Raw genomic sequence first — 25,026 nt, 5'->3', positions numbered from 1 at the left:
ACCATCGACGCCAGACCCCTTTGCCCTGCATGATCGGGAGATCACGCCACGCAGGCGCGAAGGCCGCATTCGACGAGGGGACGCCGTGGACGACAGCGGGAAGCCGCAGGACCCCCAGGAGTCCGTGCAGCACCGGCCGCCCGAGCCGCCCAAGGACACCGAGCCGCCCAGGACCGAGCCGCCCAAGGGCGCCAAGGAGCCCAGGCCCCCGGAGAAGAAAAAAGGCGGCGGCATCCTCATGGGCCGCCCCTTCGGCGTACCGGTCTATGTCGCCCCCAGCTGGTTCGTGGTCGCCGCCCTGATCACCTGGGTCTTCGGCGGCCAGCTCGAGCGCGTACTGCCCGAGCTCGGCACCGCCCGCTACCTCGTCTCCCTCTTCTTCGCCGTGGCCTTCTACGCCTCGGTGCTCGTCCACGAGCTCGCCCACACCGTCGCCGCGCTCCGCTTCAAGCTCCCCGTACGCCGCATCCAGCTCCAGTTCTTCGGCGGTGTCTCGGAGATCGAGAAGGAGAGCGAGACCCCCGGCCGGGAATTCGTCCTCGCCTTCGTCGGGCCGCTGCTCTCCCTCGTCCTGGCCGGCGTCTTCTACGTGGGCATGCAGCTGGTCGCACCCGCCACCGTCCCCGGTGTCCTGCTGGCCGGCCTGATGATCTCCAACCTCATCGTCGCGGTCTTCAACCTGCTGCCCGGCCTCCCCCTGGACGGCGGCCGGATGCTCCGCGCCGTCGTCTGGAAGATCACCGGCAAGCCCATGACCGGCACCATCGCCGCCGCCTGGGTCGGCCGCGCACTCGCCGTCACCGTCCTCATCGGCCTCCCGCTGCTCACCCACACCGGCGCCCTGGGCACCGCCCCCGCCGAGCTCGGCGGCGCCGACTCGCTCACCGACGCCCTGCTTGCCGCGATCCTGGCCGCCATCATCTGGACCGGCGCCGGCAACAGCCTGCGCATGGCCCGGCTGCGCGAACGCCTCCCCGATCTCACCGCCCGCACGCTGACCCGCCGCGCCGTCCCGGTGGAGACCGACACCCCGCTGTCCGAGGCGCTGCGCCGCGCCAACGACGCCGGTGCCCGTGCCCTCGTCGTCGTCGACCGCAAGGGCAGCCCCACCGCCCTGGTCCGCGAGGCCGCCATCGTCGGCGTCCCCGACCACCGCCGCCCCTGGGTCCCCGTGGGCACCCTCGCCCAGGACCTCAAGGACGGCATGCGCGTCTCCGCCGAACTCGCCGGCGAGGACCTCCTGGAATACCTCCGCGCCACCCCCGCCACCGAGTACCTGGTCGTCGAGGAGACCGGCGAGATCTACGGCGTGCTGTCCACGGCCGACGTGGAACGGGCCTTCGTCGCCGCCATGGCCCGACGGTCCTGAGGGCGCGGGCTTCCCCTGGAGGCGGCGGGCGGGCTACCCGCGGGCTTCGCGCCCCGCACCCCTGGGTAGCCCCCAGCCGGGGGGACCGCCGCGTTCGAACGGCCCGTTGGCGCCCGGCCACCCCCGAGCCCGGCCCGCCGTGCCACCCCGCCCCCGCCGCCCACTGGTCCGTCCCGCCCCGTTCGGCCGGTAGGCTGGTCACATGTCCGAACCGACCGGTGCCGCCCGCCGTCGCGGGCCCTTCAAGGTCGGGGACCAGGTCCAGCTCACCGACCCCAAGGGACGCCACTACACCTTCACGCTCGAAGAGGGAAAAAGCTTCCACACCCACAAGGGAGCCTTCCCCCACGACGAGCTGATCGGTGCTCCCGAGGGCAGTGTTGTCCGTACCACCGGGAACGTCGCCTACCTCGCGCTGCGCCCGCTGCTCCCCGACTACGTCCTGTCCATGCCCCGCGGCGCCGCCGTGGTCTACCCCAAGGACGCGGGGCAGATCCTGGCGATGGCCGACATCTTCCCCGGCGCCCGCGTCGTCGAGGCGGGGGTGGGATCCGGCTCGCTCAGCAGCTTCCTGCTGCGCGCCATCGGCGACCACGGCATGCTGCACTCCTACGAGCGCCGCGCCGACTTCGCCGAGATTGCCACGCAGAACGTCGAGCGCTACTTCGGCGGCCCGCACCCCGCCTGGACGCTCACCGTCGGTGACCTCCAGGACAACCTCTCCGACACCGAGGTCGACCGCGTCATCCTCGACATGCTCGCCCCCTGGGAGTGCCTGGAGGCCGTCTCCAAGGCCCTGGTCCCCGGCGGCATCCTCTGCGCCTACGTCGCCACGACCACGCAGCTGGCCCGCACCGTCGAGTCGATCCGCGAACACGGCACCTTCAACGAGCCGTCGGCCTGGGAAACCATGGTCCGCACCTGGCACGTCGAGGGCCTCGCCGTCCGCCCCGACCACCGCATGATCGGCCACACCGGCTTCCTGCTCACCGCCCGCCGCCTCGCCGACGGCGTCGAGCCCCCGCTGCGCCGCCGCCGCCCCGCCAAGGGCGCGTACGGCGAGGACTACACCGGGCCCGGCAAGAAGGCCCAGGGCGCGGCCTCCGACGGCGGCGACGCCACCGAAGGCGCCACGGACCGCTGACCGTCCGGAACCGGCCACCGAACCACCGGGCGCCGCCGACGAGTTCCCCCCAGGGGGACCGCCGGCGGCGCCTTTTCGTACCGCTCGTCCTGATCTTCGCCCGGCACTTCGTTCACGTCTTCGCCCACTGCGTGATCGGAGCGTAAAACTCCGCTCCCGCTGGTTCCGCGCCGCCGCCCGCTGTGGAACGATGCTGGGCACTCCCACCGCCACAGCTCTTCACAGGAGTTACCCCGCGTGCAGCCCTTGGCAGGCCAGGACCTTCTGCATACCCAGCCCCACCCCATGCACTGGCTCGCCACGGCCACCGCAGTCTCGGCGGTCGTCGCGGTCGCGTCCTTCATCCAGCCTCCCGACGCCACGGCCACCTCCGCCCATGACGCGAGGACCGGCCGGCACACCACGGCCGCCCCCGACCCGGCCAAGGCCACCTTTCCCGTCAATTGCGGACCCAACCGCCTCGACGTCGTGAAAAGGACCTCCGGCGACCTCGACGGCGACGGCACCACCGAGACCGTCGCCGTGGTCCGCTGCCACTCCGAGACCGGCACCCCGCCCAGCGGCGTCTTCGTCCTCGCCCAGCCGGCCGACCCCAAGGCCGCGCCGCGCGTCGTGGCGACCCTTCTCGCGCCCTCCCGGAAGCTCAGCGTCCAGGACTTCGCCCTGCAGCGCGGCAAGGTCTCCGCGACGCTCCTGGGCTACTCCACGCTCGACGTCCCGCACTGCTGCCCCGACGTCCACAAGAGCGCCAAGTGGCAATGGCGGGACGGGAAGTTCATCCAGAGCGAATTGCCCGCCGATGCGAGCACCGAGGGTGCCTGATTCGTCACGCGGAGTGCGCGTAAATGGGGCATCTCCTACGCTCCGCCTACGCCCTGTCCGTGCGGTGTCTACGCCGCGTTACGGCTGGTCGGCATCCGGCCCGTACACCTCGACCAGGTCCGCGACCCGGCGTACATGAATGCAGTCCCCCGGGCATTCCTTGGCCGAGTCCCGGACATCGTTGAGCAGCGGCAGCGGGACGGGCGTTGTGGCCCCCTTGTCCTGCAGCAGCTCGTCTTCCGCGCTCTTGACATAGGCCAGGCCGTCGATATCGAGCTCGAAGACCTCCGGGGCGTACTGCACGCAGATCCCGTCGCCGGTGCACAGGTCCTGGTCGATCCAGACTTCAAGCTCTGGAGTGGCTTCTTCCTGCGCGGTCATCTCGCCTGCCGTTCCTGCGTACGTGAACCGTTTTTGTCTAAGTGGCGCCAGCCCTGACGGGTGTTGACCGACTCGACGATACAACCGCTCGCTTTCCGATGTTGTTGGGTGGGTATTCCCTTGGCGTGAGGACGTGCGCAAGGGTGAAGATCGGACACACCCCGACAGTCTTTTCGATCTAGGGGTTTCAACCTGCACCGGCCCAGGTAGGGTCAGGAAGCGTCCAGCTCCTTGGAGGAGGTGAGGACCGTGGCAGCCCACGACGACGACATCAACCGCGGCATCCGGCCGGGGCGAGGGTCTGAAGATCCAGCCGGCCAGGTTGCCTATCTTGAGCAGGAGATCGCCGTCCTGCGACGCAAGCTCGCCGACTCTCCGCGGCACACGAGGATTCTCGAAGAGCGGATCGTCGAGCTGCAGACCAACCTGGCCGGCGTTTCCGCCCAGAACGAGCGACTCGCCAATACTCTCCGCGAGGCCCGCGACCAGATCGTCGCGCTCAAGGAGGAGGTCGACCGGCTTGCACAGCCCCCGGCCGGCTTCGGTGTCTTCCTGCAGACGAACGAGGACGGCACGGCCGACATTTTCACCGGAGGCAGAAAACTCCGGGTCAATGTCAGCCCCAGCGTGGAGCTCGAGGACCTCCGGCGCGGCCAGGAGGTCATGCTCAACGAAGCGCTCAATGTGGTCGAGGCCATGGAGTACGAGAGCGCCGGCGACATCGTCACCCTCAAGGAAATCCTTGAGGACGGCGAGCGTGCGCTGGTCATCGGGCACACCGACGAGGAGCGGGTGGTGCGGCTCGCCGAGCCCCTGCTGGACATCACCATCCGCGCCGGCGACGCCCTGCTGCTCGAACCCCGCTCCGGCTACGTCTACGAAGTCATCCCGAAGAGCGAGGTCGAGGAGCTCGTCCTCGAAGAGGTCCCGGACATCGACTACACCAAGATCGGCGGTCTGGGCGGCCAGATCGAACTGATCCGGGACGCGGTCGAACTTCCGTACCTCTACCCCGACCTCTTCAAGGAGCACGAACTGCGCCCGCCCAAGGGTGTCTTGCTCTACGGCCCGCCCGGCTGCGGCAAGACACTCATCGCCAAGGCGGTCGCGAACTCCCTTGCCAAAAAGGTCGCCGAGGTGACCGGGCAGCCCGCGGGGAAGAGCTTCTTCCTCAACATCAAGGGTCCCGAGCTGCTCAACAAATACGTCGGAGAGACGGAGCGGCACATCCGGCTGGTCTTCCAGCGGGCCAGGGAAAAGGCCAGCGAGGGCACGCCCGTCATCGTCTTCTTCGACGAGATGGACTCCCTCTTCCGTACCCGGGGATCCGGCGTCAGCTCGGACGTGGAGAACACCATCGTCCCGCAGCTGCTCTCCGAGATCGACGGCGTCGAGGGCCTCGAGAACGTCATCGTGATCGGCGCCTCCAACCGCGAGGACATGATCGACCCGGCGATCCTGCGCCCCGGCCGCCTCGATGTGAAGATCAAGATCGAGCGTCCGGACGCGGAGGCCGCCAAGGACATCTTCTCGAAGTACCTCACGGACAGGCTTCCGCTGCACGCCGATGATCTCTCCGAGCACGGCGATTCCCGTAAGGCCGCAGTCAGCGCGATGATCCAGTCGGTCGTCGAGCAGATGTATGCGGAATCCGAGGAAAATCGCTTCCTCGAGGTCACCTATGCCAATGGTGACAAGGAAGTCCTTTACTTCAAGGACTTCAACTCCGGAGCGATGATCGAAAACATCGTCGGACGTGCAAAGAAGATGGCCATCAAGGCCTTCCTCGAGCACAATCAAAAGGGCCTGCGGGTCTCCCATCTCCTCCAGGCCTGCGTGGACGAGTTCAAGGAGAACGAGGACCTGCCCAACACCACCAACCCGGACGACTGGGCCCGGATCTCCGGCAAGAAGGGCGAGCGGATCGTATACATCCGTACGCTGGTCACCGGAAAGCAGGGCGCCGACACCGGCCGCTCCATCGACACGGTGGCGAATACCGGCCAATACCTGTAACACCGCACTCCGGCTGCGGATGTCCTGCACGGGGCGTCCGCAGCCGGACGCTTTTCCGGGGCCGCACGGGCCGGCCCCGTCAAGAGCGCGAGGGACCAGGGAAAACCGGACTGGAGCAATGACTGTAATGATCTCCCCAGCGCCGCAAAGGCGTTCTAGGCTCTTCGGTACCGCCGCGTCACGCTGTGCGGGAGCGGAGAACGCACACGGACCGGAAGCGCAGCGGTACTTGAGCGCCGCCCCCATCCAGGGGTGCCGCCGGGCAAGGAGGGCCGCATGACCGTACGGCGAGTAATGGGGATCGAGACGGAGTACGGGATCTCCGTCCCCGGCCACCCGAATGCCAATGCCATGCTCACCTCGTCCCAGGTGGTCAACGCCTACGCGGCCGCGATGCACCAGGAACGACGTGCCCGCTGGGATTTCGAGGAGGAGAACCCGCTGCGGGACGCCCGCGGCTTCGACCTCGCCCGCGAGGCCGCCGACTCCAGCCAGCTCACCGACGAGGACATCGGCCTGGCCAATGTGATCCTCACCAACGGGGCCCGGCTCTACGTCGACCACGCACACCCCGAATACAGCGCCCCCGAGGTCACCAATCCGCGCGATGCCGTCCTGTGGGACAAGGCCGGCGAACGGATCATGGCCGAGGCCGCCGAGCGGGCCGCCCAGGTCCCCGGCGCCCAGCCCATCCACCTCTACAAGAACAACACCGACAACAAGGGCGCCTCCTACGGCACGCACGAGAACTACCTGATGAAGCGGGAGACCCCCTTCTCGGACATCGTGCGCCATCTGACCCCGTTCTTCGTCTCCCGCCAGGTCGTCACCGGCGCCGGCCGGGTCGGCATCGGGCAGGACGGCCATGAGCACGGCTTCCAGCTCAGCCAGCGCGCCGACTACTTCGAGGTGGAGGTGGGCCTGGAGACGACGCTGAAGCGGCCCATCATCAACACCCGCGACGAGCCGCACGCGGACGCCGAGAAATACCGCCGACTGCACGTGATCATCGGTGACGCGAACCTCTCCGAGATCTCGACGTACCTCAAGCTCGGCACCACCTCGCTGGTCCTGTCCATGATCGAGGACGGCTTCATCGCCGTCGATCTGGCCGTCGACCAGCCCGTACGCACCCTCCATCACGTCTCCCACGACCCCGGCCTGCGGCACCTGATCACGCTCCGCAGCGGCCGCACGCTCACCGCCGTACAGCTCCAGATGGAGTATTTCGAGCTGGCCCGCAAATACGTCGAGGACCGTTACGGCGCCGATGCGGACGAGCAGACCAAGGACGTGCTGACCAGGTGGGAGGACGTGCTCGGGCGGCTGGAGAGCGACCCGATGAGCCTGTCGGGCGAGCTGGACTGGGTCGCCAAGCGCGAGCTGATGGAGGGCTACCGCCGCCGTGACGGCCTCGGCTGGGACGCGGCGCGGCTGCACCTCATCGACCTCCAGTACGCAGACGTACGCGCCGACAAGGGCCTGTACAACCGTCTGGCGGCCCGCGGCAAGATGCAGCGGCTGCTGGACGAGGCCGACGTTCAGCGGGCCCGGCTGAAGCCTCCAGAGGACACCAGGGCCTACTTCCGCGGCCGCTGCCTGGAGCAGTACGCCGACGATGTCGCGGCCGCCTCGTGGGATTCGGTCATCTTCGATCTTCCGGGTCGTGACTCTCTGCAACGGGTCCCCACGCTGGAGCCGCTGCGCGGGACCCGTAAGCACGTCAAGGAACTCCTGGACCGCTGCCGTACGGCGGAGGAGCTGGTGCGGACGCTTTCCGGGCGCTGACGTGCGGCGGTCCTGGGCGGACGGATGGCGGATTCATGGCGATCGGGGCCCGATCCGCGGCTGAAACGGCCGTGGTGCGGGAATGATCCTGGGGACTCCCGGACGTTGCACCAAGTGCAGGGCCGATGTCGGACCCTGCTTGTAGGGTCGGATCTTGAAGGTCACATCGAGCGGGCGAACCGAGCGGGGTGAGGGATATGGCGACCAAGGACAGCGGCGGCGGGCAGCAGAAGGCCACGCGTTCCACCGAAGAGGTCGAGGAGCAGGCGCAGGACGCGCAGGCGTCGGAGGACCTCAAGGAACGCCAGGAGAAATTGTCGGACGACGTGGATTCGGTGCTGGACGAAATCGACGATGTCCTCGAGGAAAACGCGGAGGACTTTGTTCGGTCGTTTGTCCAGAAGGGTGGAGAGTAGTCCGTAAATGTCCGTATTATAGCGAGCGGAGAAATGCTCGCTATGCGGCCGGACATTGATATCGGACCCCTTCGCCGGCGGTAAATCCATGGGCGACGGGTTGCGGGCGTACTGCCGGGAGTGCTCTGCGGAGTGCTCCCGGCGGCGCCGGGCAGAACGGGCGCGGCCCGAATTGCTCGAGCTCCGATCGCCATGCATGTGGATCACGACCACCGGACGGGTAAGGTCCGAGGCGTACTGTGCTTCAACTGCAACTCGGGACTCGGTCTGTTGAGGGATGACCCCCAAGCCGCGCGCCGAGCCATCGCATATCCGGAAGGAAACGTGTGGAAGCCAATAACCGAAGCACCGGGCGACTGCCAGCAGCCTTCCTGACGCCCGGGTCGTCCTCGTTCATGGACTTTCTCGGTGCGCACTCACCGGATCTGCTGCCGGGCAACCGCCCGTTGCCGCCTGTGCAGGGGGCCATCGAGGCGCCGCACGGGACGACCATCGTGGCGGCGTCGTTCCCCGGCGGTGTGGTGCTCGCCGGTGACCGTCGGGCGACGATGGGCAATGTCATCGCGCAGCGCGACATCGAGAAGGTCTTCCCGGCCGACGAGTACTCCGCGGTCGGCATCGCCGGCACGGCGGGGCTCGCCGTCGAGATGGTCAAGCTGTTCCAGCTGGAGCTCGAGCACTTCGAGAAGGTGGAAGGCGCCCAACTCTCCCTGGAGGGCAAGGCGAACCGCCTCTCCACGATGATCCGTGGCAATCTCGGGATGGCCATGCAGGGCCTGGCCATCGTGCCGCTGTTCGCCGGCTGGGACGTGGACCGCCAGAAGGGCCGGATCTTCTCGTACGACGTCACCGGCGGGCGCTCCGAGGAGCACGGCTTCGCGTCGACGGGATCCGGTTCCGTCTTCGCCCGCGGTGCTCTCAAGAAGCTCTACCGCGACGACCTCACGGAGAATCAGGCCGCCACGGCCGTCGTCCAGGCGCTCTACGACGCGGCGGACGACGACTCGGCGACGGGCGGGCCCGATCTGGCCCGGCGGATCTACCCGATCGTGACGGTGATCACCGAGGACGGCTTCCGGAAGCTGACCGAGGCCGAGGTGTCGGAGATCGCCCGTGCCATTCATGAGCGCCGCCTCGAGCAGCCCGACGGCCCGCGTGCCGCGCTGCTCTGACGGGACGGGTGATCCGTAATGCCTTCGCCAGTGAGAGAGCCTTTGACAGAAAGGGACGGATAGCCGGTGTCGACGCCGTTCTATGTCTCACCCCAGCAGGCCATGGCCGATCGCGCCGAGTACGCCCGCAAGGGCATCGCGCGCGGCCGCAGTGTCGTGGTGCTGCAGTACACCGACGGCGTGGTCTTCGTCGCCGAGAATCCTTCCCGCGCCCTGCACAAGGTCAGCGAGATCTATGACCGCATCGCTTTTGCGGCGGTCGGCAAGTACAACGAGTTCGAGAATCTGCGGATCGGCGGTGTGCGCTACGCCGATCTGCGGGGTTACACCTACGACCGCGCGGATGTGACGGCCCGGGGGCTGGCGAACGTCTATGCCCAGACGCTCGGCACGATCTTCTCCAGCGCCGCGGAGAAGCCCTACGAGGTCGAATTGATCGTCGCCGAGGTGGGCAACGCCCCGGAGGACGATCAGATCTACCGGCTGCCGCACGACGGCTCCATCGTGGACGAGCACGGCTCGGTCGCGGTCGGCGGCAATGCGGACCAGATCAGCAACTATCTCGACCAGCGTCACCGCGAGGGGATGACGCTGGGCGAGGCGCTGAAGCTGGCCGTGGAGTCGCTGTCGAGGGACACGAACGGCGGTGAGCGGACGCTGACCGCGGAGCATCTCGAGGTGGCGACGCTGGACCGTACGCGGCCGCAGCAGCGCAAGTTCAAGCGGATCCTGGGGCGTCAGCTGTCCCGGCTGCTGGACGAGCACGGGCCGGGCGACGGCGGCAAGGCCGCGGACGGCGACGCGGATGCGGAGGGCGACACGGCCACGGACGCCGGGGCCACCGAGGCCTCGGGTGCTTCGGATACCAAGTCCGCCAAGTCCGCTAAGAAGGATTCCGGTTCGGGGTCTTCGGGGAGCTCAAAGACCTCGGACGGCTCTGAGGGGTCGTCCGACTCCTAGCAACAGGCAGCGTCCTTGCGCGCCCCGGTGGGTCATCGCCCTCCGGGGCGCGCTGTTGTCAGGGGCGGGCGGCGGGCGGGGCCGTCGAGCCGCGGGTGATCAGTTCCACCGGGAGGGCGGGGGCCGCGGCGTCGCCGCCGTCGAGGACGGCCATCAGGGCCCGCATCCCGGCTTCGCCGAATTCCTCGGCGGGCAGCCGTACGGTCGTCAGCTCCGGTTCGACGGCCACCGCGAGAGCCAGATCGTCGAAGCCGGTGACGGAGATGTCTTCGGGGATCCGCAGGCCCAGGCGCCGTACGGCCTTGCAGGCGCCGGCGGCGATGATGTCGTCGTCGCAGAGCAGGGCGGTGGGGCGGGGGCCGGGGGCGGTGAGTGCGGCGTGCGCGGCGTGCAGGCCGGCGTCGACGGCGAGGGCGGACGGCTCGCGGCGCAGCAGCGTGCCGGGGACGCCGGCCAGCGCTTCGGTGACGGCGCGGGCGCGGAGGGCAAAGGTCCAGGAGTCCACGTCGGCCGCGAGGTGGGTGATGCGGCGGTGGCCGAGCGCGGTCAGATGGGCCGCCAACTGCCGTACGCCGTCGGCGATATCGAGATTGACGGTGGCGGTGGCGCGGTCGTCGCCGGGGTCGCTGTCGAGCATGACGAGCGGCAGGCCGGCGTCCCGTAGGGCGGTCAGCGCTTCGGCGGCCATGGAGGAGGCGATGACGCCGTCCAGGGTGGCCGCGGCGGAGTCGAAGGGGTCGCGGGCCGGGCCGATGCCGTCGGGGGAGGGGTAGAGCACGACGCCGAAGCCGTGGTCGGCGGCGGCGCGGGCGGCTCCGGTGTAGACCCGGGCGAAGAACTCGGTGGTCAGGGCGGGGACGACGAGGAGCGCGGTGCGGGTGCGGCCCATGCGCAGGCTGCGCGCGGCGAGGTTGGGTCGGTAGCCGAGGTCGCGGGCGGCGGTGCGGACCGCTTCGGCCTTGGCGGGGGAGACCCGGCCGCGCCATTTGTCGCCGAGGACCAGGGAGACGGCGGCCTGGGAGACACCGGCGGCCCGTGCGACGTCCCGGCTGGTGGTGCGGGCCGCGGTGGCCGGACGTCCCGGAGGCGTCGTGGTCTCGTGGCTGGTCACCTGGTGTGTCACTCCTTGTGTGCGGCCGCTGCGGGCTGGACCCGCAGCTGCTGCCATGATACGTATAACGGCGCGCGTTATACGTAACACGTCCGGCCGGGGCCGGCCGTGACAACGGAGAAAAGGGGCGGGGATGGCCACCGGATATGCGGAGCTGCTCAGAACCCGGCACGCGGCCCGGCTGCTGATGGGGACGCTGGTCGGCCGGCTGCCGAACGCCACCGCCTCGCTGGCCGTCGTGCTGTTCGTACGGGCCGAGGGCGGCAGCTACGTGCTCGCCGGTGCCCTCGCCGCGGTCTACGCCATCTGCATGGCGATCGGCCAGCCGCTGCTCGGCCGCGCCGTGGACCTCTATGGCCAGCCACGGGTGATGCTGCCCGCCGCGGTGCTCTCCGCCCTCGGGATGGCGCTGCTCGCCGCCGTCGGCCTGGAACCCCTGTGGCTCGCGATTGCCGCCGCGGCGATCGCCGGCTTCTTCACCCCGCCCCTGGAGGGCGGCCTGCGCGCCCTGTGGCCGGGGGTTCTCCAGCGATCGGACCAGGTGCATGCGGCGTATGCGCTCGACGCGGTGGCGCAGGAAGTCATGTTCGCGGTGGGGCCGTTGCTGGTGACGCTGGGCGTGGCGGCCTGGTCGGCGGGGGCCGCGCTGCTGGTCATCAATGCGGTCGGGGTGCTCGGCGCGCTCTCCGTCGTCGTCTCGAAGCCGTCCCGGCAGTGGCGCAGCGGGCCGCGCGAGGCGCACTGGCTGGGCGCGCTGCGCTCGGCCGGGCTGCTCGTACTGATCGGTGCGTTCTTCTTCGTCGGGCTGGCGCTCGGGTCGATCGAGGTTGCGGCGGTGGCGTATGCGGACCAGCGCGGCGGGGGCATGGTCTCCAGCTATCTGCTCTCCGCGCTCGGCTCCGGGGCGTTGGTCGGCGGCCTCGTCTACGGGGCCCGCGAGTGGCCAGGGCGGCCGGAGGGCCGGCTGCGGCTGCTCATCGCGCTGCTGGCGCTGGGGTATCTGCCGCTGGTGCTGGTTCCCGGGGTCGCCGCGATGACGGCGCTGACCGGGGTCGCGGGGTTGTTTCTGGCGCCCGCGCTGGCCTGCGCGTTCGTGGTGGTGGACCGGCATGCGCCCAAGGGCACGGTGACGGAGGCGTTTTCGTGGCTGGTGACGACGTTCGGCGTCGGAGCGGCGGCGGGTGCCTCGGCGGCGGGCCCGGCGGTGGAGGGCGGCGGTGCGGTGGCGGGATTCTCGGTGGCCGCTGCCGCGGGAATCGCGGCGCTGCTGGTCCTTTTGTCGACGAAGCGATTTCTGAGGGATCCGGTGCAGCGTACGGCGGGTGCGGCCCCGGCGGAAAATGATCGGAACGGGGCCGTCGAACCCGGTTTCAGAGCAGGCCATCAGGCGTAATGTTCAGTCATGGACCGCCGCATTTTCGGGCTGGAGAACGAGTACGGCGTCACGTGCACGTTCAGGGGACAGCGCCGACTGTCGCCTGACGAAGTGGCGCGGTACCTCTTCCGCCGTGTTGTGTCATGGGGCCGCAGCAGCAATGTCTTCCTGCGGAACGGCGCCCGCCTGTACCTGGACGTGGGATCGCATCCGGAATACGCAACTCCCGAGTGCGACAACGTGACCGAGCTGGTCACCCACGACAAGGCCGGTGAGCGCATTCTCGAAGGCCTGCTCGTCGATGCCGAACGCCGTCTGCACGAGGAGGGAATCGCAGGCGACGTCTATCTCTTCAAGAACAACACCGATTCGGCGGGAAACTCCTACGGCTGCCACGAGAACTATCTCGTCGCCCGTCATGGTGAGTTCTCCCGGCTCGCGGACATCCTCATTCCGTTCCTCGTCACCCGTCAGCTGCTGTGCGGCGCGGGCAAGGTGCTGCAGACGCCGCGCGGTGCCGTCTACTGCGTCAGCCAGCGCGCGGAGCACATCTGGGAGGGCGTCTCCTCGGCGACGACCCGCTCCCGGCCGATCATCAACACCCGCGACGAGCCGCATGCGGACGCCGAGCGCTACCGCCGGCTGCATGTCATCGTCGGCGACTCCAACATGTCCGAGACGACCATGCTGCTCAAGGTCGGGGCCACCGATCTCGTGCTGCGCATGATCGAGGCGGGCACCGTCATGCGCGATCTGACGCTGGAGAACCCGATCCGCGCCATCCGCGAGGTCAGCCACGACATCACCGGCCAGCGCAAGGTACGGCTCGCCAGCGGCCGGGAGGCCTCGGCTCTCGAGGTGCAGCAGGAGTACTACGAAAAGGCCGTCGACTTCTGCGAGCGCCGCGGAATCCGTACGGGCACCGTCGAGCAGGTTCTGGAGTTGTGGGGCCGTACCCTCGAGTCCATCCGGGACCAGGAACTGGACCGTATTGCGACCGAGATCGACTGGGTGATGAAACATCAGCTCATCGAGCGGTATCGCACAAAGAACAACATCACCATGTCCCACCCGAGGGTGGCGCAGATAGACCTCGCGTATCACGACATCCACCGCCGCCGGGGGCTTTACTACCTCCTGGAGCGAAAGGGACAAGCGGCGCGGATCTGCAACGACTTGAAGATCTTCGAGGGCAAGTCGGTGCCACCGCAGACCACGCGTGCCAGGCTGCGCGGCGATTTCATTCGCCGGGCCCAGGAACAGCGCCGCGATTTCACGGTCGACTGGGTGCATCTCAAACTCAATGACCAGGCGCAGCGCACGGTTCTGTGCAAGGACCCGTTCCGTTCGGTGGACGACAGAGTGGAGAAGCTGATCGCCGGCATGTGAGCGGATTCAGGGGCGCATACCGCTTCCGGTATCGGGGCGGATTCCCTGGGCAACGCACGGAGGGAATCCGGCCCGTACGGGTGGCGGCGTCCCCGGCATGTGGTGCAGGCCGGTTGGAACAGTGGCGGGCTCCGTGTGACACGGACCCCGCCACTGTCGCGTGGCGTGGTTAGAGTGGCTCTGTCCATTCACTTGATCGCAGCCCGTTTTGAGGGATATACGTGCGCCGACGCCGAATCGCAGCCCTGATCGCCGTGCCCCTGCTTCTTGTTTCCGCAGCGGCCTGCGGCGATGAAGACTCCTCCAAGGCCGGCTCCGTGCCGACGGTGAGCGGGAAGGCCGATGCCAAGCCCAAGGTCGACAAGGGTGAGGGCGACCCGCCCAAGAAGCTTCAGGTCAAGGTCCTCAAGAAGGGCGACGGGCCGGCGGTGAAGAAGGGCGAGGCCCTCAACGCCAACTACCTCGGGCAGACCTGGGAGGGCAAGGGCTTCGACAACAGCTGGGACCGCGGCGTGCCGGCCACCTTCGAGATCGGCAGCGGCAAGGTCATCAAGGGCTGGGACGAGGGCCTGGTGGGCCAGAAGCTCGGCAGCCGCGTCGAGTTGGTCATCCCGCCGGACAAGGGCTACGGCGCGCAGGCGAAGGAAGGCATTCCGGCCAACTCCACCCTGGTCTTCGTCGTCGATCTCAAGAAGATCATGCCGACCGAGATCGAGGGCAAGCCGGTCGCGCAGGACAACACCGATCTCCCCAAGGTCGGGACCGATATCGACGGCAAGGCGCCGAAGATCACCCTGCCCAAGGGCAAGGAAGCGCCGAAGGACCTCGAGAGCGCGACGATCATCGAGGGCAAGGGCGCGAAGATCGGTGAGAAGAGCATCGTGCGTGCCAACTTCGAGGCGGTCACCTGGAAGGACGGCAAGGTGATCGCCGACACCTGGGCACCGGGGCAGCAAGGGGCGCAGGATGTGCCGGTCACACAGTTCCCGGGCTGGAAGGACGGCCTCAAGGGCAAGAAGGCCGGCAGCCGGGTGCTGATCGTAGTCCCCAAGGACAAGCTGAACGCTGAGCAGCAGAAGGCCATCGGCTCCGATCTGGTGTTTTCCGTGGACGTCCTCAGCGTCAGCTGACGCCGATCTGCGAGACTGACGCCGTAATCGTAAAGATTCGTAAGTAGGAGCACATTCGTGAGCATCGACAAGCCCGAGATCGACTTTCCGGAGGGTCCGGCTCCCAGCGAGCTCGAGATCGTGGACCTGTGGGAGGGCGATGGGGCGGTCGCCAAGGCCGGGGACTTCGTGAAGGTCCACTACGTCGGCGTCTCCTTCAGCTCCGGCGAGGAGTTCGACGCGAGCTGGAACCGCGGCACCCCGCTGGCGTTCCAGCTGGGCGCCGGCCAGGTCATCGCCGGCTGGGACCAGGGCGTGCAGGGCATGAAGGTCGGCGGCCGCCGTCGGCTGACCATCCCCGCGCACCTCGCGTACGGCGACCGTGGCGCCGGCGGCAAGATCAAGCCGGGCGAGGCGCTGATCTTCGTCTGCGACCTGGTCTCCGTCTGAGACCTTCCTTCCGCGTTGGCGTCGACGCACCCGTAGGGCCCCTGCCGCGACGGCAGGGGCCCTCGGCTTTGCCCGGAGCACCCCGAGCGGTACGGTCAGCGCTCGGGAGTTCCACGAGAAAGGGCGTCGATGGCCATTGCCAAGGCCGAGCGGCTGATGAATCTGGCGCTGTGCCTGCTGGGGACGCGACGCCCGCTGACCAAGCGTGAGCTCAGGTCGTCGATCGAGGCCTATATCGAGGCGGGCAGCGACGACTCCTTCAACCGCATGTTCGAGCGGGACAAGGACGATCTGCGCGAGCTCGGCCTGGTCATCGCGACGGTGGACGCCATCGACGGCGAGGTCGGCTATCTCGCCCGCCGCGACAGCAACCGCCTCCCCCCGATCACCCTGGACGCCGAGGAGGCCGCCGCCCTCGGGCTCGCCGCCAAGATCTGGCAGCAGGCCCGGCTCGCCGGTGCGGCCAGCGGTGCGCTGCAGAAGCTGCGGGCGGCCGGCATGCCGCTGGCCGCGGACGACGAGGACTACGACGAGCGGCAGCCGCACAGCGCCCTCGAGCCCCGTATCCCGGCCCATGAAGCCGCCTTCGAACCGCTGATGCTGGCCTGCCGCGACCGCCGCCCGGTGGTCTTCGACTACCGCAAGGGCAACGCCGCCCGCCCCGAGCGGCGGCAGGTCGAACCCTGGATTCTGGAGTGCTGGCGCGGCCACTGGTACGTCGCCGGCTGGGACCGCGACCGGCAGGCCGAGCGGGTCTTCCGGCTCTCCCGGATCACCGGCAAGGTCCGCTCCCGGCAAGGGGCGTTCACCGCGCCGGTGCCCGACCACGTCACCGTACGGGAGACCGTCGAGAGCTGGGCCGGCGAGACCGCCACCGGCACCGCCCGGATCAAACTCCGCGCCGACCACGGCTATCCGCTGCGCGCCCGCGCGCTCACCGTACGGGACCTGGGCGACGGCTGGGACGAGCTGGAGATCCCCAGCGGGCACGGACTCGACGCCTGGCTGGTGGAGTTCGGGCCCGATGTGGTGGTGCTGGAACCGGCCGAACTGCGCGCCGATGTCATCGACCGGCTGCGCGCCGTGGCCAAGGGCTGAGAGGGATACGTACACCCATGGCGACGAACGCGATCGACCAGACCCGCCGGATGCTGTCCCTGGTGACCTATCTGCGCGAGCGGCCCGGCGCCCGCGTCGGCGATGTCGCCCGCGCCTTCGGCATCTCCGAGGACGAGCTGATCGCCGACCTCGACGTACTGCCGATGTGCGGCACGAGCTTCCGCGGCGGCGACCTCCTGGACATCGACACCGACGGCGACCGCATCTGGTGGCACAACCCCGACGATGTGGCCGAGCCGCTGCGGCTGGCCGCCGACGAGGCGACCGCCCTGCTGGTCGCCGCCCGCGCGGTCGCCACCCTGCCCGGACTGCGCGAGGGCGACCGGCAGGCGCTGCTGCGCGCCACCGCCAAGCTGGAGGCGGCGGCCGGCGAGGCGGCCGGCGCCAGCTCCCGGCTCTCGGTGACCTTCGAGTCCGAGGGCGGGGTCTTCGCCGATGTGGACCGCGCCATCGCCGAGCGGCGCCGGCTGTGGCTGCGCTACTACTCGCCGGCCCGCGACGAGCTGACCGAGCGCGAGGTCGACCCGATCCGGCTCTTCGCCGTCGGCCACACCTATGTAGAGGCATGGTGCCGGCTCTCCGAGGCGCGGCGGACCTTCCGGCTCGACCGGGTCGCCGAGATCAAGCTGCTGGACGCGCCCGCCGACCCGCCGCCCATCGAGCTGCGCGATCTGTCCGAGGGGCTGGTCCAGCCCGCGGCCGAGGACCCCGAGGTGTCCGTCGAGGTCGGGCCCGGCGGCCGCTGGGTCGCCGAGTACTACCCGCACGACAGCGCCGAGGAGCTGCCCGACGGCGGACTGCGCATCACCCTGCGCACCCCCGACCCGGCATCCCTGCGCCGCCTCGCCCTGCGGCTGGGCCGGGACGGGCGGATCGTGGCGCCGCAGGCGCTCGCCGACAGCGCGCAGCGGGCGGCGGCCGCGGCGCTCGCGGCGTACGGCGAGTGAGCGCGCAACCGCGGACACCGTAAAGAGGAGGCAGCGAAGGATGACGACCACGATGGCGGACCCCACCGCTCCGGTGCTCTTCAAGGCGGCCTGCCCGCACTGCCGGGGCCGCTTCGAACTGGCCTCGGACGCCTTCCGGCTGGCCATCGGCGCCAGCCGCCGCACCACCTTCTACTCCTTCACCTGCCCCGAATGCGGCCGCGCGGCGCGCAGGCCGGCCGGCGAGCGGATCGTGGAGCTGCTCACCGGCGGCGGGGTGCGCACCCTGCGGCTGCACACCGGCTGACCGATAGGCTCGCCCCATGCTCTGGCCCATGATCGCTGTTGCCCTCGGCTTCCTCGGGATCGCCGTGCTCGGCGTCCTCGCCATCCGCGTCTTCGTCGAGGTACGGCGGCTGGCCCGGCAGGTCGGCGCGGCCTCGGCGCGGATCCAGCGGGCCGCCGAGGATCTGGAGCGGGCGGCCACGCCGCTTGCCGCATCGCTGGACCTGACGAAGAAGTGACGTCCGGCGCACGGGCCTGACCTGCCCTTCCCCATGGGCGGTACGCTGTTGCGCAGGGCCGATGTTCGAGGCGCGGCCCCGCAACCGGGAGTGCGCACAGGGGTTGCCCCCAATTCACCCGTGAGCGCTACGATCGCTGCAAGAACGGCGGGCGGACGGAGTGTCCGGCCAAGTCAGCTAGTTCCATCCCCAGCCGCCTCGGTGAGAAGGTAAAGACTTATGTTCGGTGGCAAGATCGGCACCATGGAGCTCGTCCTCATCGTTGTCGTCCTTCTTCTTCTGTTCGGTGCGAAGAAGCTGCCCGACATGGCCCGCTCCCTGGGCAAGTCCGCCCGGATCCTCAAGAGCGAGGCCAAGGCGATGAAGTCCGAGGCCACCCAGAAGCAGGAAGCGCCCGCCGACCCGCCGGCGGACGAGCCGCAGGGCGAGCGCAAGACCATCAAGGCCGCTCCGGGGGATGTGACCAGCGCGCGTCCGGTCGCCGATCCCGAGCACACCGCGCAGCGCTGACCCCGAGGGCTTGACCGCGGCGGCGGCCGGGCCGCCGCCTGTGGCATGAGATGAGGACGAGGGTTGCGCAAGTCTGCCCCTGAAAAGCGAGCCAAGGAGAAGGACCCCGAGGGGCGTATGCCGCTCGTGGAGCATCTGCGTGAGCTGCGCAACCGGCTGGCCAAGGGCGTTCTGGCGATCGTCATCGCGACGGTCGTGGCGGCGTTCTTCTACGAAGCGATCATCAACTTCCTGACCAAGCCGGTGCTGGAGTCGGTCGGCTGCCATTCGCTCTTCACCGATGTCGCGAAGCTGGGCAAGGACGACCGGTGCGCCAGCATCGTGATGCTGGATCTGCTCGGGCCGTTCACCCTGGCGCTGAAGGTGTCCCTGATGGCGGGCGTCGTGCTGGCCTCGCCGGTCTGGCTCTACCAGCTGTGGGCCTTCCTCGCGCCCGGTCTGCACCGGCACGAGAAGAAGTACACGATGAGCTTCGTCGCCTCCGGATTCCCGCTGTTCGCGGCCGGCGCCTACTTCGCGTACTGGACGCTGCCGACCACGGCGAAGGTGCTCATCAGCTTCACGCCGGAGAGTGTCGGCAACCTCGTCCCGCTGGACACGCTGCTCGACCTGATCACCCGCATGGTGCTCGTCTTCGGGCTGTCCTTCGAGCTGCCACTGCTGCTGGTCATGCTCAACTTCGCCGGCATCATCACCGGCAAGCGGATGCTGGGCTGGTGGCGCGCGATGGTCATGGCCATCACGGTCTTCTCCGCCATCGCCACACCCAGCACGGACCCGCTCACCATGATCGCGCTGGCCATGCCCATCGCCCTGCTCTACTTCGTCGCGGTCGGCATCGCGCTCTCCAACGACCTGCGCCGCAGGCGCCGGGAAGACTCCGGGCCCGACGACGACGAGGCCTCCGAGCTGGATCTGACGCCCGAGGACATCGGCGAGCTGGAGCCGGTGGCCGCGCCGCCCGCGCTCGGTGACGGTACGGACACCGATCGCGCCGGACGCGGGCGCGGCGGCTACGACGACGTCACCTGAGGACGCCGGACACGCGTACGCGGACGAGAAGAAGGAGGCGGGGAGCCCTGGAGCTCCCCGCCTCCTTCTCGTGGGATCAGCGCTTCGGCTCGCGGCGGCGGCAGGAGCCCGGAGAAAAGATCCGGTCGTTGTCAGAGGCGGCCGGTAGGCTCGTAAGCACGATGACCGAGGACATGTCCCCTGCTGAGCGCTATGCCGCCGCCAAGCTCCGGGCGGCCGAGCAGGCCACCGCACTCGCCCCTTTCCGAGAGATGTACGACTTCGATCTGGACGCCTTCCAGCTCGAGGCGTGCAAGGCCCTGGAGGCCGGCAAGGGAGTGCTGGTCGCGGCCCCCACCGGATCCGGCAAGACGATCGTCGGCGAATTCGCCGTCCACCTGGCCCTGGAGCAGGGCCGTAAATGCTTCTACACCACCCCGATCAAGGCGCTGTCCAACCAGAAGTACCAGGACCTGGTCAAGCGGTACGGGGCCGACAAGGTCGGCCTGCTGACCGGCGACAACAGCGTCAACTCCGAGGCGCCGGTGATCGTGATGACCACCGAAGTGCTGCGGAACATGCTCTATTCCGGCTCGCGGTCCCTGATAGGCCTCGGCTATGTGGTCATGGACGAGGTGCACTATCTCTCCGACCGCTTCAGGGGTGCCGTCTGGGAAGAGGTGATCATCCACCTCCCCGAGTCGGTGACACTGGTGTCACTGTCGGCCACGGTCTCCAATGCCGAGGAGTTCGGAGACTGGCTGGACACCGTCCGTGGCGACACCGCGGTGATCGTCGCCGAGCACCGTCCGGTGCCGCTGTGGCAGCACGTACTGGCGGGCCGGCGGATGTACGACCTGTTCGAGGAGCGGGACGGGCAGGGCGGCGGCCGCCGCGAGGTGAACCCCGACCTGGAGCGGCTGGCGCGGATGGAGAACAGCCGCCCGACGTTCGGCCGGGACAAGCGGCGCGGCCGGAACATGCGCGAGGCGGACCGCGAGCGCGAGCGGCGCCAGCGGGCCCGGATCTGGACGCCCAGCCGGCCCGAGGTGATCGACCGCCTCGACAACGAAGGCCTGCTGCCCGCGATCACCTTCATCTTCAGCCGCGCCGGCTGCGAGGGCGCCGTCCAGCAGTGCCTGGCGTCGGGCCTGCGGCTCAACGACCAGGACGGCCGCGAGCGGGTCCGGCGGATAGTCGAGGCGCGCACGGCCGGCATCCCGGACGACGACCTGCATGTGCTGGGCTACTTCGAGTGGCTGGAAGGCCTGGAGCGGGGCATTGCCGCGCACCACGCCGGCATGCTGCCGACGTTCAAGGAGGTCGTCGAGGAGCTGTTCGTCCAGGGGCTGGTCAAGGCCGTCTTCGCCACCGAGACGCTGGCCCTGGGCATCAACATGCCCGCCCGGTCGGTGGTGTTGGAAAAGCTGGTGAAGTGGAACGGCGAGCAGCACGCCGACATCACTCCCGGCGAGTACACCCAGCTGACGGGGCGGGCCGGACGCCGCGGCATCGACATCGAGGGCCATGCGGTCGTCCTGTGGCAGCGCGGGATGAACCCGGGCGCGCTGGCGGGTCTCGCCGGGACGCGGACGTATCCGCTGCGGTCCTCCTTCAAGCCGTCGTACAACATGGCGGTCAACCTCGTCTCGCAGTTCGGCCGGCACCGTTCGCGGGAGCTGCTGGAGATGTCCTTCGCGCAGTTCCAGGCCGACAAGTCGGTCGTCGGGATTTCCCGGCAGGTGCAGAAGAACGAGGAAGGGCTGTCGGGTTACCGCGGCTCGATGACCTGTCATCTCGGGGACTTCGAGGAGTACTCCCGGCTGCGGCGGGAGCTGAAGGACCGTGAGACAGACCTCGCCAAGCAGGGCGCGGCGCAGCGGCGGGTGGCGGCCGCGGCGGCGCTGGAGAAGCTCAAGCCCGGCGATGTCATCCATGTGCCGACCGGCAAGTACGCGGGCCTGGCGCTGGTCCTCGACCCCGGCATGCCCTCGGGGCGTACGGACCGCTCCCGCGGCTTCGATGCGCAGGACGGCCCGCGGCCGCTGGTGCTGACCGCCGAGCGGCAGGTCAAGCGGCTGGCGTCGATCGACTTCCCGGTGCCGGTCGCGGCGCTGGACCGGATGCGGATCCCCAAGTCCTTCAACGCCCGCAGCCCGCAGTCGCGCCGCGATCTGGCGTCCGCGCTGCGCACCAAGGCCGGTCATCTCGTACCGTCCCGGCACCGCAAGCCGCGCTCGGAGGCTGCCGACGACCGCGAGATCACCCGGCTGCGTACGGAGATCCGCGCGCACCCCTGCCATGGCTGCGCCGAGCGCGAGGACCACGCCCGCTGGGCCGAGCGCTATCACCGGCTGCTGCGGGACACCCGTCAGCTGGAGCGCCGTATCGAAGGCCGGACGAACACCATCGCGCGCACCTTCGACCGGATCTGCGCGCTGCTGAGCGAGCTGGACTACCTCGAGGGCGACACCGTCACCGAAGAGGGGCGGCGGCTGGCCCGGCTCTACGGCGAGCTGGATCTGCTGGCCAGCGAGTGCCTGCGGGACGGCGTCTGGGAGGGGCTGGGTCCCGCGGAGCTGGCGGCCTGTGCCTCGGCGCTGGTGTTCGAGGCGCGGCAGGCGGACGACGCGGTGGCGCCCAAGCTGCCGTCCGGCAAGGCCCGGGACGCGCTGGGGGAGATGGTCCGGATCTGGGGGCGGCTGGACGCCCTCGAGGAGGACCACAAGATCAATCAGGCGGAGGGCGTCGGCCAGCGCGAGCCGGACCTCGGCTTCGCCTGGGCGGCGTACCGCTGGGCCTCCGGCTTCGGCCTGGACGAGGTGCTCCGCGAGGCACAGATGCCGGCCGGCGACTTTGTGCGCTGGTGCAAGCAGCTGATCGACGTCCTCGGCCAGATAGCGGCCGCAGCCCCGGCCGGGAGCTCGGTGGCGAGGACGGCTCGTAAGGCGGTGGACGGCGTGCTGCGGGGCGTGGTGGCGTATTCGTCGGTCGGGTGAGCCGATGACGGCTGAGCCGGCGACGGCGCCCGTTCCCCGCTCCGGGGGGCGGGCGCCGTCGCTACGGGGAATCCCTCGCAGTTCGCTGGCTTCAGCCCGGGCGTATGGTCTCTCGCCTGCGTCTCAGGTGGGTATAGAGAGTCGCGTGGTGACGGCATTTCGTCACGAAAGCGCGTGCGCGGGTAACAGAAAGCCGAATTCTGTCACTTGCGATCTCCGTGTAGTTCGCCTGTGGGAACGACCGTACGGTCGTGGTGTGCAGCTGTGGTTCATCACCGAGGCGAAGAAGACGCCGGAGCGGGCCTGGCTGGGTGAGGTATCCGCGGTGGTGTTGCAGCAGGCCCTTCGCGATCTGGATGCCGCGTACGCCAACTTCTTCGCGGGCCCCAAAGGAACTGGTCAGGGCACGAAGATGGGCGCGCCGCGCCGTGCCGTCCACGGTGACGGTGACGGTGATCAAGGATGCAACCCGACTCAAGGCGCACTGTAACCACGGACGCCAGGGAGAGAATCCCTCGCATCAATTGCGGGGGAGGAGGCCAAGGAGAAGTCAGCGGCAAGAGAGGTACGCGCCGTCAACCAATTCTTCCGGCGGGGGAGTCGGCGGCGCCGGCGGCCCGGTTCAGCTTCCGGACCGCACCAACTCCCCGGCCAGTGCCGTGAGTTCGGGCACGCGCAGCACCGTGTCGCCGAACCCCGGCAGCGGTACGTGCAGCGGCCGCACCCACGCCTCAGGGATCGCCGGCGCCCCGTGGACCGCTCCCGCCAGCCCGCCGGTGACCGCCGCGACCGTGTCCGTGTCGCCGCCGAGGTCGATCGCGGCGCACACCGCAGCGGCGTACGAGCCGGTGGTGCGCAGCGCCCAGAGCGCGGAGCCCAGGCAGGGCCAGACCGCGCCGTTGAACTCGGTGGCCAGGCCGGGGTGCCAGTCGGGTGCGAGGACGACGGCCCAGCGGTCGCGGTGGGCGGCGGTGACGGCCGCGAGGGCGTCCGGTACGGCGGCGAGCGGATCACCGCCGTCGAGGGCGGTGCGGACCAACTCGTGGAAGAGGGCGGTGCCTTCCCAGGCCGCGGGGTCGCCGTGGGTGAGCGCGGTCAGCCGGCGCGCGGCGTCCATCGTCGCCGTACGGCCGCGCCCCGCGAAGTACACGGCCGAGGGTGCGGCCCGCATCAGCCCGCCATTGCCGGCTGCCCGCCCGTTGACCTCGAAGTGCGCGGCGGCCGCACGGTCCCAGGGGAGACCGCTGCCCAGGACGTCCTCGGTCTGCAGGCCGATGTCCTTGGGGTCGGCCGCGGCCCAGCGCTGGAAGCGGCGGAAGAGATCCGGGAGGTCGAGGCCGTCGCGTTCGAGGAGCGACCGGGCGGTGAGCACTGCCATCTGGGTGTCGTCGGTCGCCTCGCCGCGGTCCCAGCCGCCGCCCGCCCGGGGCTCGCCGATGCCGTCGGGGAAGCGGGCGGTGTACGCACCGGGTTCGCCGAACTCGAAGGGTGCGCCGAGCGCGTCGCCGACGGCGGAGCCGAGTACGGCGCCAATCGCGCGCTGGGTGCGGTCCGTGTGCATGGGGCTGTGGCCCTCCGACTGGCTGGCTGGATAGCCAGACTATCTATCATGGCCGGTGAATCGGCGAGGAAAGGGCGGCGGATGCGCATCGGGGAATTGAGCCGGGAGACGGGCGTGGCGGTCCCGACGATCAAGTACTACGTGCGTGAGGGGCTGCTCCCCGCGGGCCGGCTGACCAGCCCCAATCAGGCCCGCTACGACGACATCCATGTGCGCCGGCTGCGGCTGATCCGCGGGCTGATGGATGTCGGCGGGCTGTCGGTCTCCGTCGTACGGGAGGTGCTGGCCGCCGTCGACTCGCCCGAGGAGTCGGTGCACAAGGTGCTGGGCGCGGCGCAGGAGGCCATCAGTCCCCCGTCGGCCGGTGAGCCGGCGGGGCTGGACGAGGCGCGGCGCACGGTCGCGGAGTTCGTACGGCGCCGGGGCTGGCAGGTCGATCCGGGCCATGTCTCCGCCGAGGCGCTGGCGGTCGCGCTGGCCACCTTCCGGGAGATCGGGCACGGCACGTTCGAGGAGGTGCTGGACGACTACGCTGCCGCGTGCGAGCGGATCGCCGCCGCGGACCTGGCGTTCGTGGGGCGCAATGCGGAGGTCGACACCCTGGTGGAGAGCGCGGTGGTGGGGACCGTACTGGGGGATGCGGTGCTCAGCGCGATGCGGCGGCTGGCGCATGTGGACGGCTCGGCGCGGCGGTACGAGGCCGAGCGGTAGGACGAGGCGCGCCGTCGGCCCTGGGGGAGGGGGCGAACAGATCCCCTGGACGAGTCTTTCCGATGGTGTTCAGTGGTCCCTACCTTGTTGATCGGGATGAGCGAGCCATTCGTAGGGTTGGCTCACCCAGGGGTGTCGGGTGTGGCTTTCAGTGGTCTGCCGT

General features: G+C 69.5%; 24 protein-coding genes and 1 pseudogene. 22 read left to right on the top strand and 3 right to left on the bottom strand.

Features of this window, described 5'->3' with window-relative positions; translation table 11 throughout:
- Positions 1-85 precede the first annotated feature (85 nt).
- The 3 genes from AB0D04_RS25455 (at position 86) to AB0D04_RS25445 (ending at position 3,335) form a co-directional block, all read left to right on the top strand.
- Positions 86-1,369: a site-2 protease family protein gene (locus AB0D04_RS25455; protein WP_362707471.1), complete on the top strand. Its 1,284-nt coding sequence runs from the start codon at positions 86-88 to the stop codon at positions 1,367-1,369.
- A gap of 202 nt (positions 1,370-1,571) precedes the next feature.
- A complete protein-coding gene (locus AB0D04_RS25450) occupies positions 1,572-2,513 on the top strand; it encodes a tRNA (adenine-N1)-methyltransferase (RefSeq protein ID WP_362707469.1) in 942 nt (313 codons plus the stop codon).
- Positions 2,514-2,750: 237 nt separating this feature from the next.
- Positions 2,751-3,335: a hypothetical protein gene (locus AB0D04_RS25445; RefSeq protein WP_362707467.1), complete on the top strand. Its 585-nt coding sequence runs from the start codon at positions 2,751-2,753 to the stop codon at positions 3,333-3,335.
- A gap of 78 nt (positions 3,336-3,413) precedes the next feature.
- Here the strand turns inward: AB0D04_RS25445 and AB0D04_RS25440 are convergent, their stop codons facing one another.
- The gene (locus AB0D04_RS25440) at positions 3,414-3,716 is read right to left on the bottom strand and encodes a ferredoxin (protein ID WP_362707466.1); all 303 of its coding nucleotides are present in this window, start codon (positions 3,714-3,716) and stop codon (positions 3,414-3,416) included.
- Between the two features lie 249 nt (positions 3,717-3,965).
- On the opposite strand from AB0D04_RS25440, the gene arc reads away from it, so the two are divergent.
- The 6 genes from arc (at position 3,966) to prcA (ending at position 10,068) form a co-directional block, all read left to right on the top strand.
- Positions 3,966-5,732 carry a proteasome ATPase gene (gene arc, locus AB0D04_RS25435; protein WP_362707464.1) on the top strand — a complete coding sequence of 589 codons (1,767 nt, stop codon included), beginning with the start codon at positions 3,966-3,968 and terminating at the stop codon, positions 5,730-5,732.
- A gap of 276 nt (positions 5,733-6,008) precedes the next feature.
- Positions 6,009-7,520 (top strand): depupylase/deamidase Dop, encoded by a 1,512-nt coding sequence (gene dop / locus AB0D04_RS25430; RefSeq protein WP_362707461.1) that lies wholly within the window; start codon positions 6,009-6,011, stop codon positions 7,518-7,520.
- Between the two features lie 197 nt (positions 7,521-7,717).
- Positions 7,718-7,936 (top strand): ubiquitin-like protein Pup, encoded by a 219-nt coding sequence (locus AB0D04_RS25425; RefSeq protein ID WP_362707459.1) that lies wholly within the window; start codon positions 7,718-7,720, stop codon positions 7,934-7,936.
- Positions 7,937-8,128: 192 nt separating this feature from the next.
- Positions 8,129-8,311: an endonuclease domain-containing protein gene (locus AB0D04_RS25420; protein WP_362707456.1), complete on the top strand. Its 183-nt coding sequence runs from the start codon at positions 8,129-8,131 to the stop codon at positions 8,309-8,311.
- Complete coding sequence (gene prcB / locus AB0D04_RS25415; protein WP_362707453.1) at positions 8,263-9,108, top strand: proteasome subunit beta; 846 nt, start codon at positions 8,263-8,265, stop codon at positions 9,106-9,108. Before AB0D04_RS25420 ends, prcB begins: the two co-directional genes overlap by 49 nt.
- Before the next feature lie 66 nt (positions 9,109-9,174).
- Positions 9,175-10,068: a proteasome subunit alpha gene (prcA, locus tag AB0D04_RS25410; RefSeq protein ID WP_362707451.1), complete on the top strand. Its 894-nt coding sequence runs from the start codon at positions 9,175-9,177 to the stop codon at positions 10,066-10,068.
- Between the two features lie 58 nt (positions 10,069-10,126).
- Here the strand turns inward: prcA and AB0D04_RS25405 are convergent, their stop codons facing one another.
- Complete coding sequence (locus AB0D04_RS25405; RefSeq protein WP_362707449.1) at positions 10,127-11,179, bottom strand: LacI family DNA-binding transcriptional regulator; 1,053 nt, start codon at positions 11,177-11,179, stop codon at positions 10,127-10,129.
- A gap of 133 nt (positions 11,180-11,312) precedes the next feature.
- On the opposite strand from AB0D04_RS25405, the gene AB0D04_RS25400 reads away from it, so the two are divergent.
- The 12 genes and pseudogenes from AB0D04_RS25400 to AB0D04_RS25345 form a co-directional block, all read left to right on the top strand.
- On the top strand, positions 11,313-12,572 hold the full coding sequence (locus AB0D04_RS25400; protein WP_362707446.1) for an MFS transporter: 1,260 nt from the start codon (positions 11,313-11,315) through the stop codon (positions 12,570-12,572).
- 9 nt (positions 12,573-12,581) lie between these two features.
- Positions 12,582-13,943, top strand: a complete 1,362-nt coding sequence (pafA, locus tag AB0D04_RS25395; protein ID WP_362707443.1) for a Pup--protein ligase — start codon at positions 12,582-12,584, stop codon at positions 13,941-13,943.
- A gap of 221 nt (positions 13,944-14,164) precedes the next feature.
- On the top strand, positions 14,165-15,073 hold the full coding sequence (locus tag AB0D04_RS25390) for an FKBP-type peptidyl-prolyl cis-trans isomerase (protein ID WP_362707440.1): 909 nt from the start codon (positions 14,165-14,167) through the stop codon (positions 15,071-15,073).
- Between the two features lie 57 nt (positions 15,074-15,130).
- Positions 15,131-15,502 carry an FKBP-type peptidyl-prolyl cis-trans isomerase gene (locus tag AB0D04_RS25385; RefSeq protein WP_362707437.1) on the top strand — a complete coding sequence of 124 codons (372 nt, stop codon included), beginning with the start codon at positions 15,131-15,133 and terminating at the stop codon, positions 15,500-15,502.
- Positions 15,503-15,631: 129 nt separating this feature from the next.
- Positions 15,632-16,600, top strand: coding sequence for a WYL domain-containing protein (locus AB0D04_RS25380; protein ID WP_362707434.1), 969 nt, complete (start codon positions 15,632-15,634; stop codon positions 16,598-16,600).
- 17 nt (positions 16,601-16,617) lie between these two features.
- Entirely contained in the window at positions 16,618-17,568 is a 951-nt protein-coding gene (locus AB0D04_RS25375) for a WYL domain-containing protein (protein WP_362707432.1), read from the top strand.
- A gap of 40 nt (positions 17,569-17,608) precedes the next feature.
- A complete protein-coding gene (locus AB0D04_RS25370) occupies positions 17,609-17,854 on the top strand; it encodes a hypothetical protein (RefSeq protein WP_362707430.1) in 246 nt (81 codons plus the stop codon).
- Positions 17,855-17,870: 16 nt separating this feature from the next.
- Complete coding sequence (locus AB0D04_RS25365; RefSeq protein WP_362707427.1) at positions 17,871-18,071, top strand: hypothetical protein; 201 nt, start codon at positions 17,871-17,873, stop codon at positions 18,069-18,071.
- A gap of 219 nt (positions 18,072-18,290) precedes the next feature.
- Entirely contained in the window at positions 18,291-18,581 is a 291-nt protein-coding gene (gene tatA, locus AB0D04_RS25360; protein WP_362707425.1) for a Sec-independent protein translocase subunit TatA, read from the top strand.
- A 63-nt stretch (positions 18,582-18,644) separates the two neighbouring features.
- On the top strand, positions 18,645-19,613 hold the full coding sequence (tatC, locus tag AB0D04_RS25355; RefSeq protein WP_362707422.1) for a twin-arginine translocase subunit TatC: 969 nt from the start codon (positions 18,645-18,647) through the stop codon (positions 19,611-19,613).
- 161 nt (positions 19,614-19,774) lie between these two features.
- Positions 19,775-22,591: a DEAD/DEAH box helicase gene (locus tag AB0D04_RS25350; protein ID WP_362707419.1), complete on the top strand. Its 2,817-nt coding sequence runs from the start codon at positions 19,775-19,777 to the stop codon at positions 22,589-22,591.
- 271 nt (positions 22,592-22,862) lie between these two features.
- A pseudogene (locus tag AB0D04_RS25345) lies at positions 22,863-23,018 on the top strand (RNA-guided endonuclease TnpB family protein); the annotation flags it as partial.
- A gap of 195 nt (positions 23,019-23,213) precedes the next feature.
- Here AB0D04_RS25345 and AB0D04_RS25340 read toward each other — a convergent pair.
- Positions 23,214-24,152 (bottom strand): ADP-ribosylglycohydrolase family protein, encoded by a 939-nt coding sequence (locus tag AB0D04_RS25340; protein WP_362707416.1) that lies wholly within the window; start codon positions 24,150-24,152, stop codon positions 23,214-23,216.
- 48 nt (positions 24,153-24,200) lie between these two features.
- On the opposite strand from AB0D04_RS25340, the gene AB0D04_RS25335 reads away from it, so the two are divergent.
- On the top strand, positions 24,201-24,863 hold the full coding sequence (locus AB0D04_RS25335; protein WP_362707413.1) for a MerR family transcriptional regulator: 663 nt from the start codon (positions 24,201-24,203) through the stop codon (positions 24,861-24,863).
- The last annotated feature ends 163 nt before the right edge of the window (positions 24,864-25,026 follow it).

It is taken from the genome of Streptomyces sp. NPDC048483, assembly GCF_040651455.1.
In the GTDB taxonomy this organism is placed as follows: Bacteria; Actinomycetota; Actinomycetes; order Streptomycetales; family Streptomycetaceae; genus Streptomyces.
This window is presented reverse-complemented; position numbering and strand designations above follow the sequence as displayed.

Excerpts from the sequence above, each read along its gene's own strand:
- AB0D04_RS25340 (WP_362707416.1), bottom strand. The coding sequence starts at position 24,152 with ATGCACACGGACCGCACCCAGCGCGCGATTGGCGCCGTACTCGGCTCC.
- AB0D04_RS25375 (WP_362707432.1), top strand. The coding sequence starts at position 16,618 with ATGGCGACGAACGCGATCGACCAGACCCGCCGGATGCTGTCCCTGGTG.
- AB0D04_RS25450 (WP_362707469.1), top strand. The coding sequence starts at position 1,572 with ATGTCCGAACCGACCGGTGCCGCCCGCCGTCGCGGGCCCTTCAAGGTC.
- tatA (WP_362707425.1), top strand. The coding sequence starts at position 18,291 with ATGTTCGGTGGCAAGATCGGCACCATGGAGCTCGTCCTCATCGTTGTC.
- AB0D04_RS25350 (WP_362707419.1), top strand. The coding sequence starts at position 19,775 with ATGACCGAGGACATGTCCCCTGCTGAGCGCTATGCCGCCGCCAAGCTC.
- AB0D04_RS25365 (WP_362707427.1), top strand. The coding sequence starts at position 17,871 with ATGCTCTGGCCCATGATCGCTGTTGCCCTCGGCTTCCTCGGGATCGCC.
- AB0D04_RS25335 (WP_362707413.1), top strand. The coding sequence starts at position 24,201 with ATGGCCGGTGAATCGGCGAGGAAAGGGCGGCGGATGCGCATCGGGGAA.
- AB0D04_RS25400 (WP_362707446.1), top strand. The coding sequence starts at position 11,313 with ATGGCCACCGGATATGCGGAGCTGCTCAGAACCCGGCACGCGGCCCGG.
- dop (WP_362707461.1), top strand. The coding sequence starts at position 6,009 with ATGACCGTACGGCGAGTAATGGGGATCGAGACGGAGTACGGGATCTCC.
- AB0D04_RS25380 (WP_362707434.1), top strand. The coding sequence starts at position 15,632 with ATGGCCATTGCCAAGGCCGAGCGGCTGATGAATCTGGCGCTGTGCCTG.
- pafA (WP_362707443.1), top strand. The coding sequence starts at position 12,582 with ATGGACCGCCGCATTTTCGGGCTGGAGAACGAGTACGGCGTCACGTGC.
- AB0D04_RS25420 (WP_362707456.1), top strand. The coding sequence starts at position 8,129 with ATGCATGTGGATCACGACCACCGGACGGGTAAGGTCCGAGGCGTACTG.
- AB0D04_RS25370 (WP_362707430.1), top strand. The coding sequence starts at position 17,609 with ATGACGACCACGATGGCGGACCCCACCGCTCCGGTGCTCTTCAAGGCG.
- AB0D04_RS25425 (WP_362707459.1), top strand. The coding sequence starts at position 7,718 with ATGGCGACCAAGGACAGCGGCGGCGGGCAGCAGAAGGCCACGCGTTCC.
- AB0D04_RS25440 (WP_362707466.1), bottom strand. The coding sequence starts at position 3,716 with ATGACCGCGCAGGAAGAAGCCACTCCAGAGCTTGAAGTCTGGATCGAC.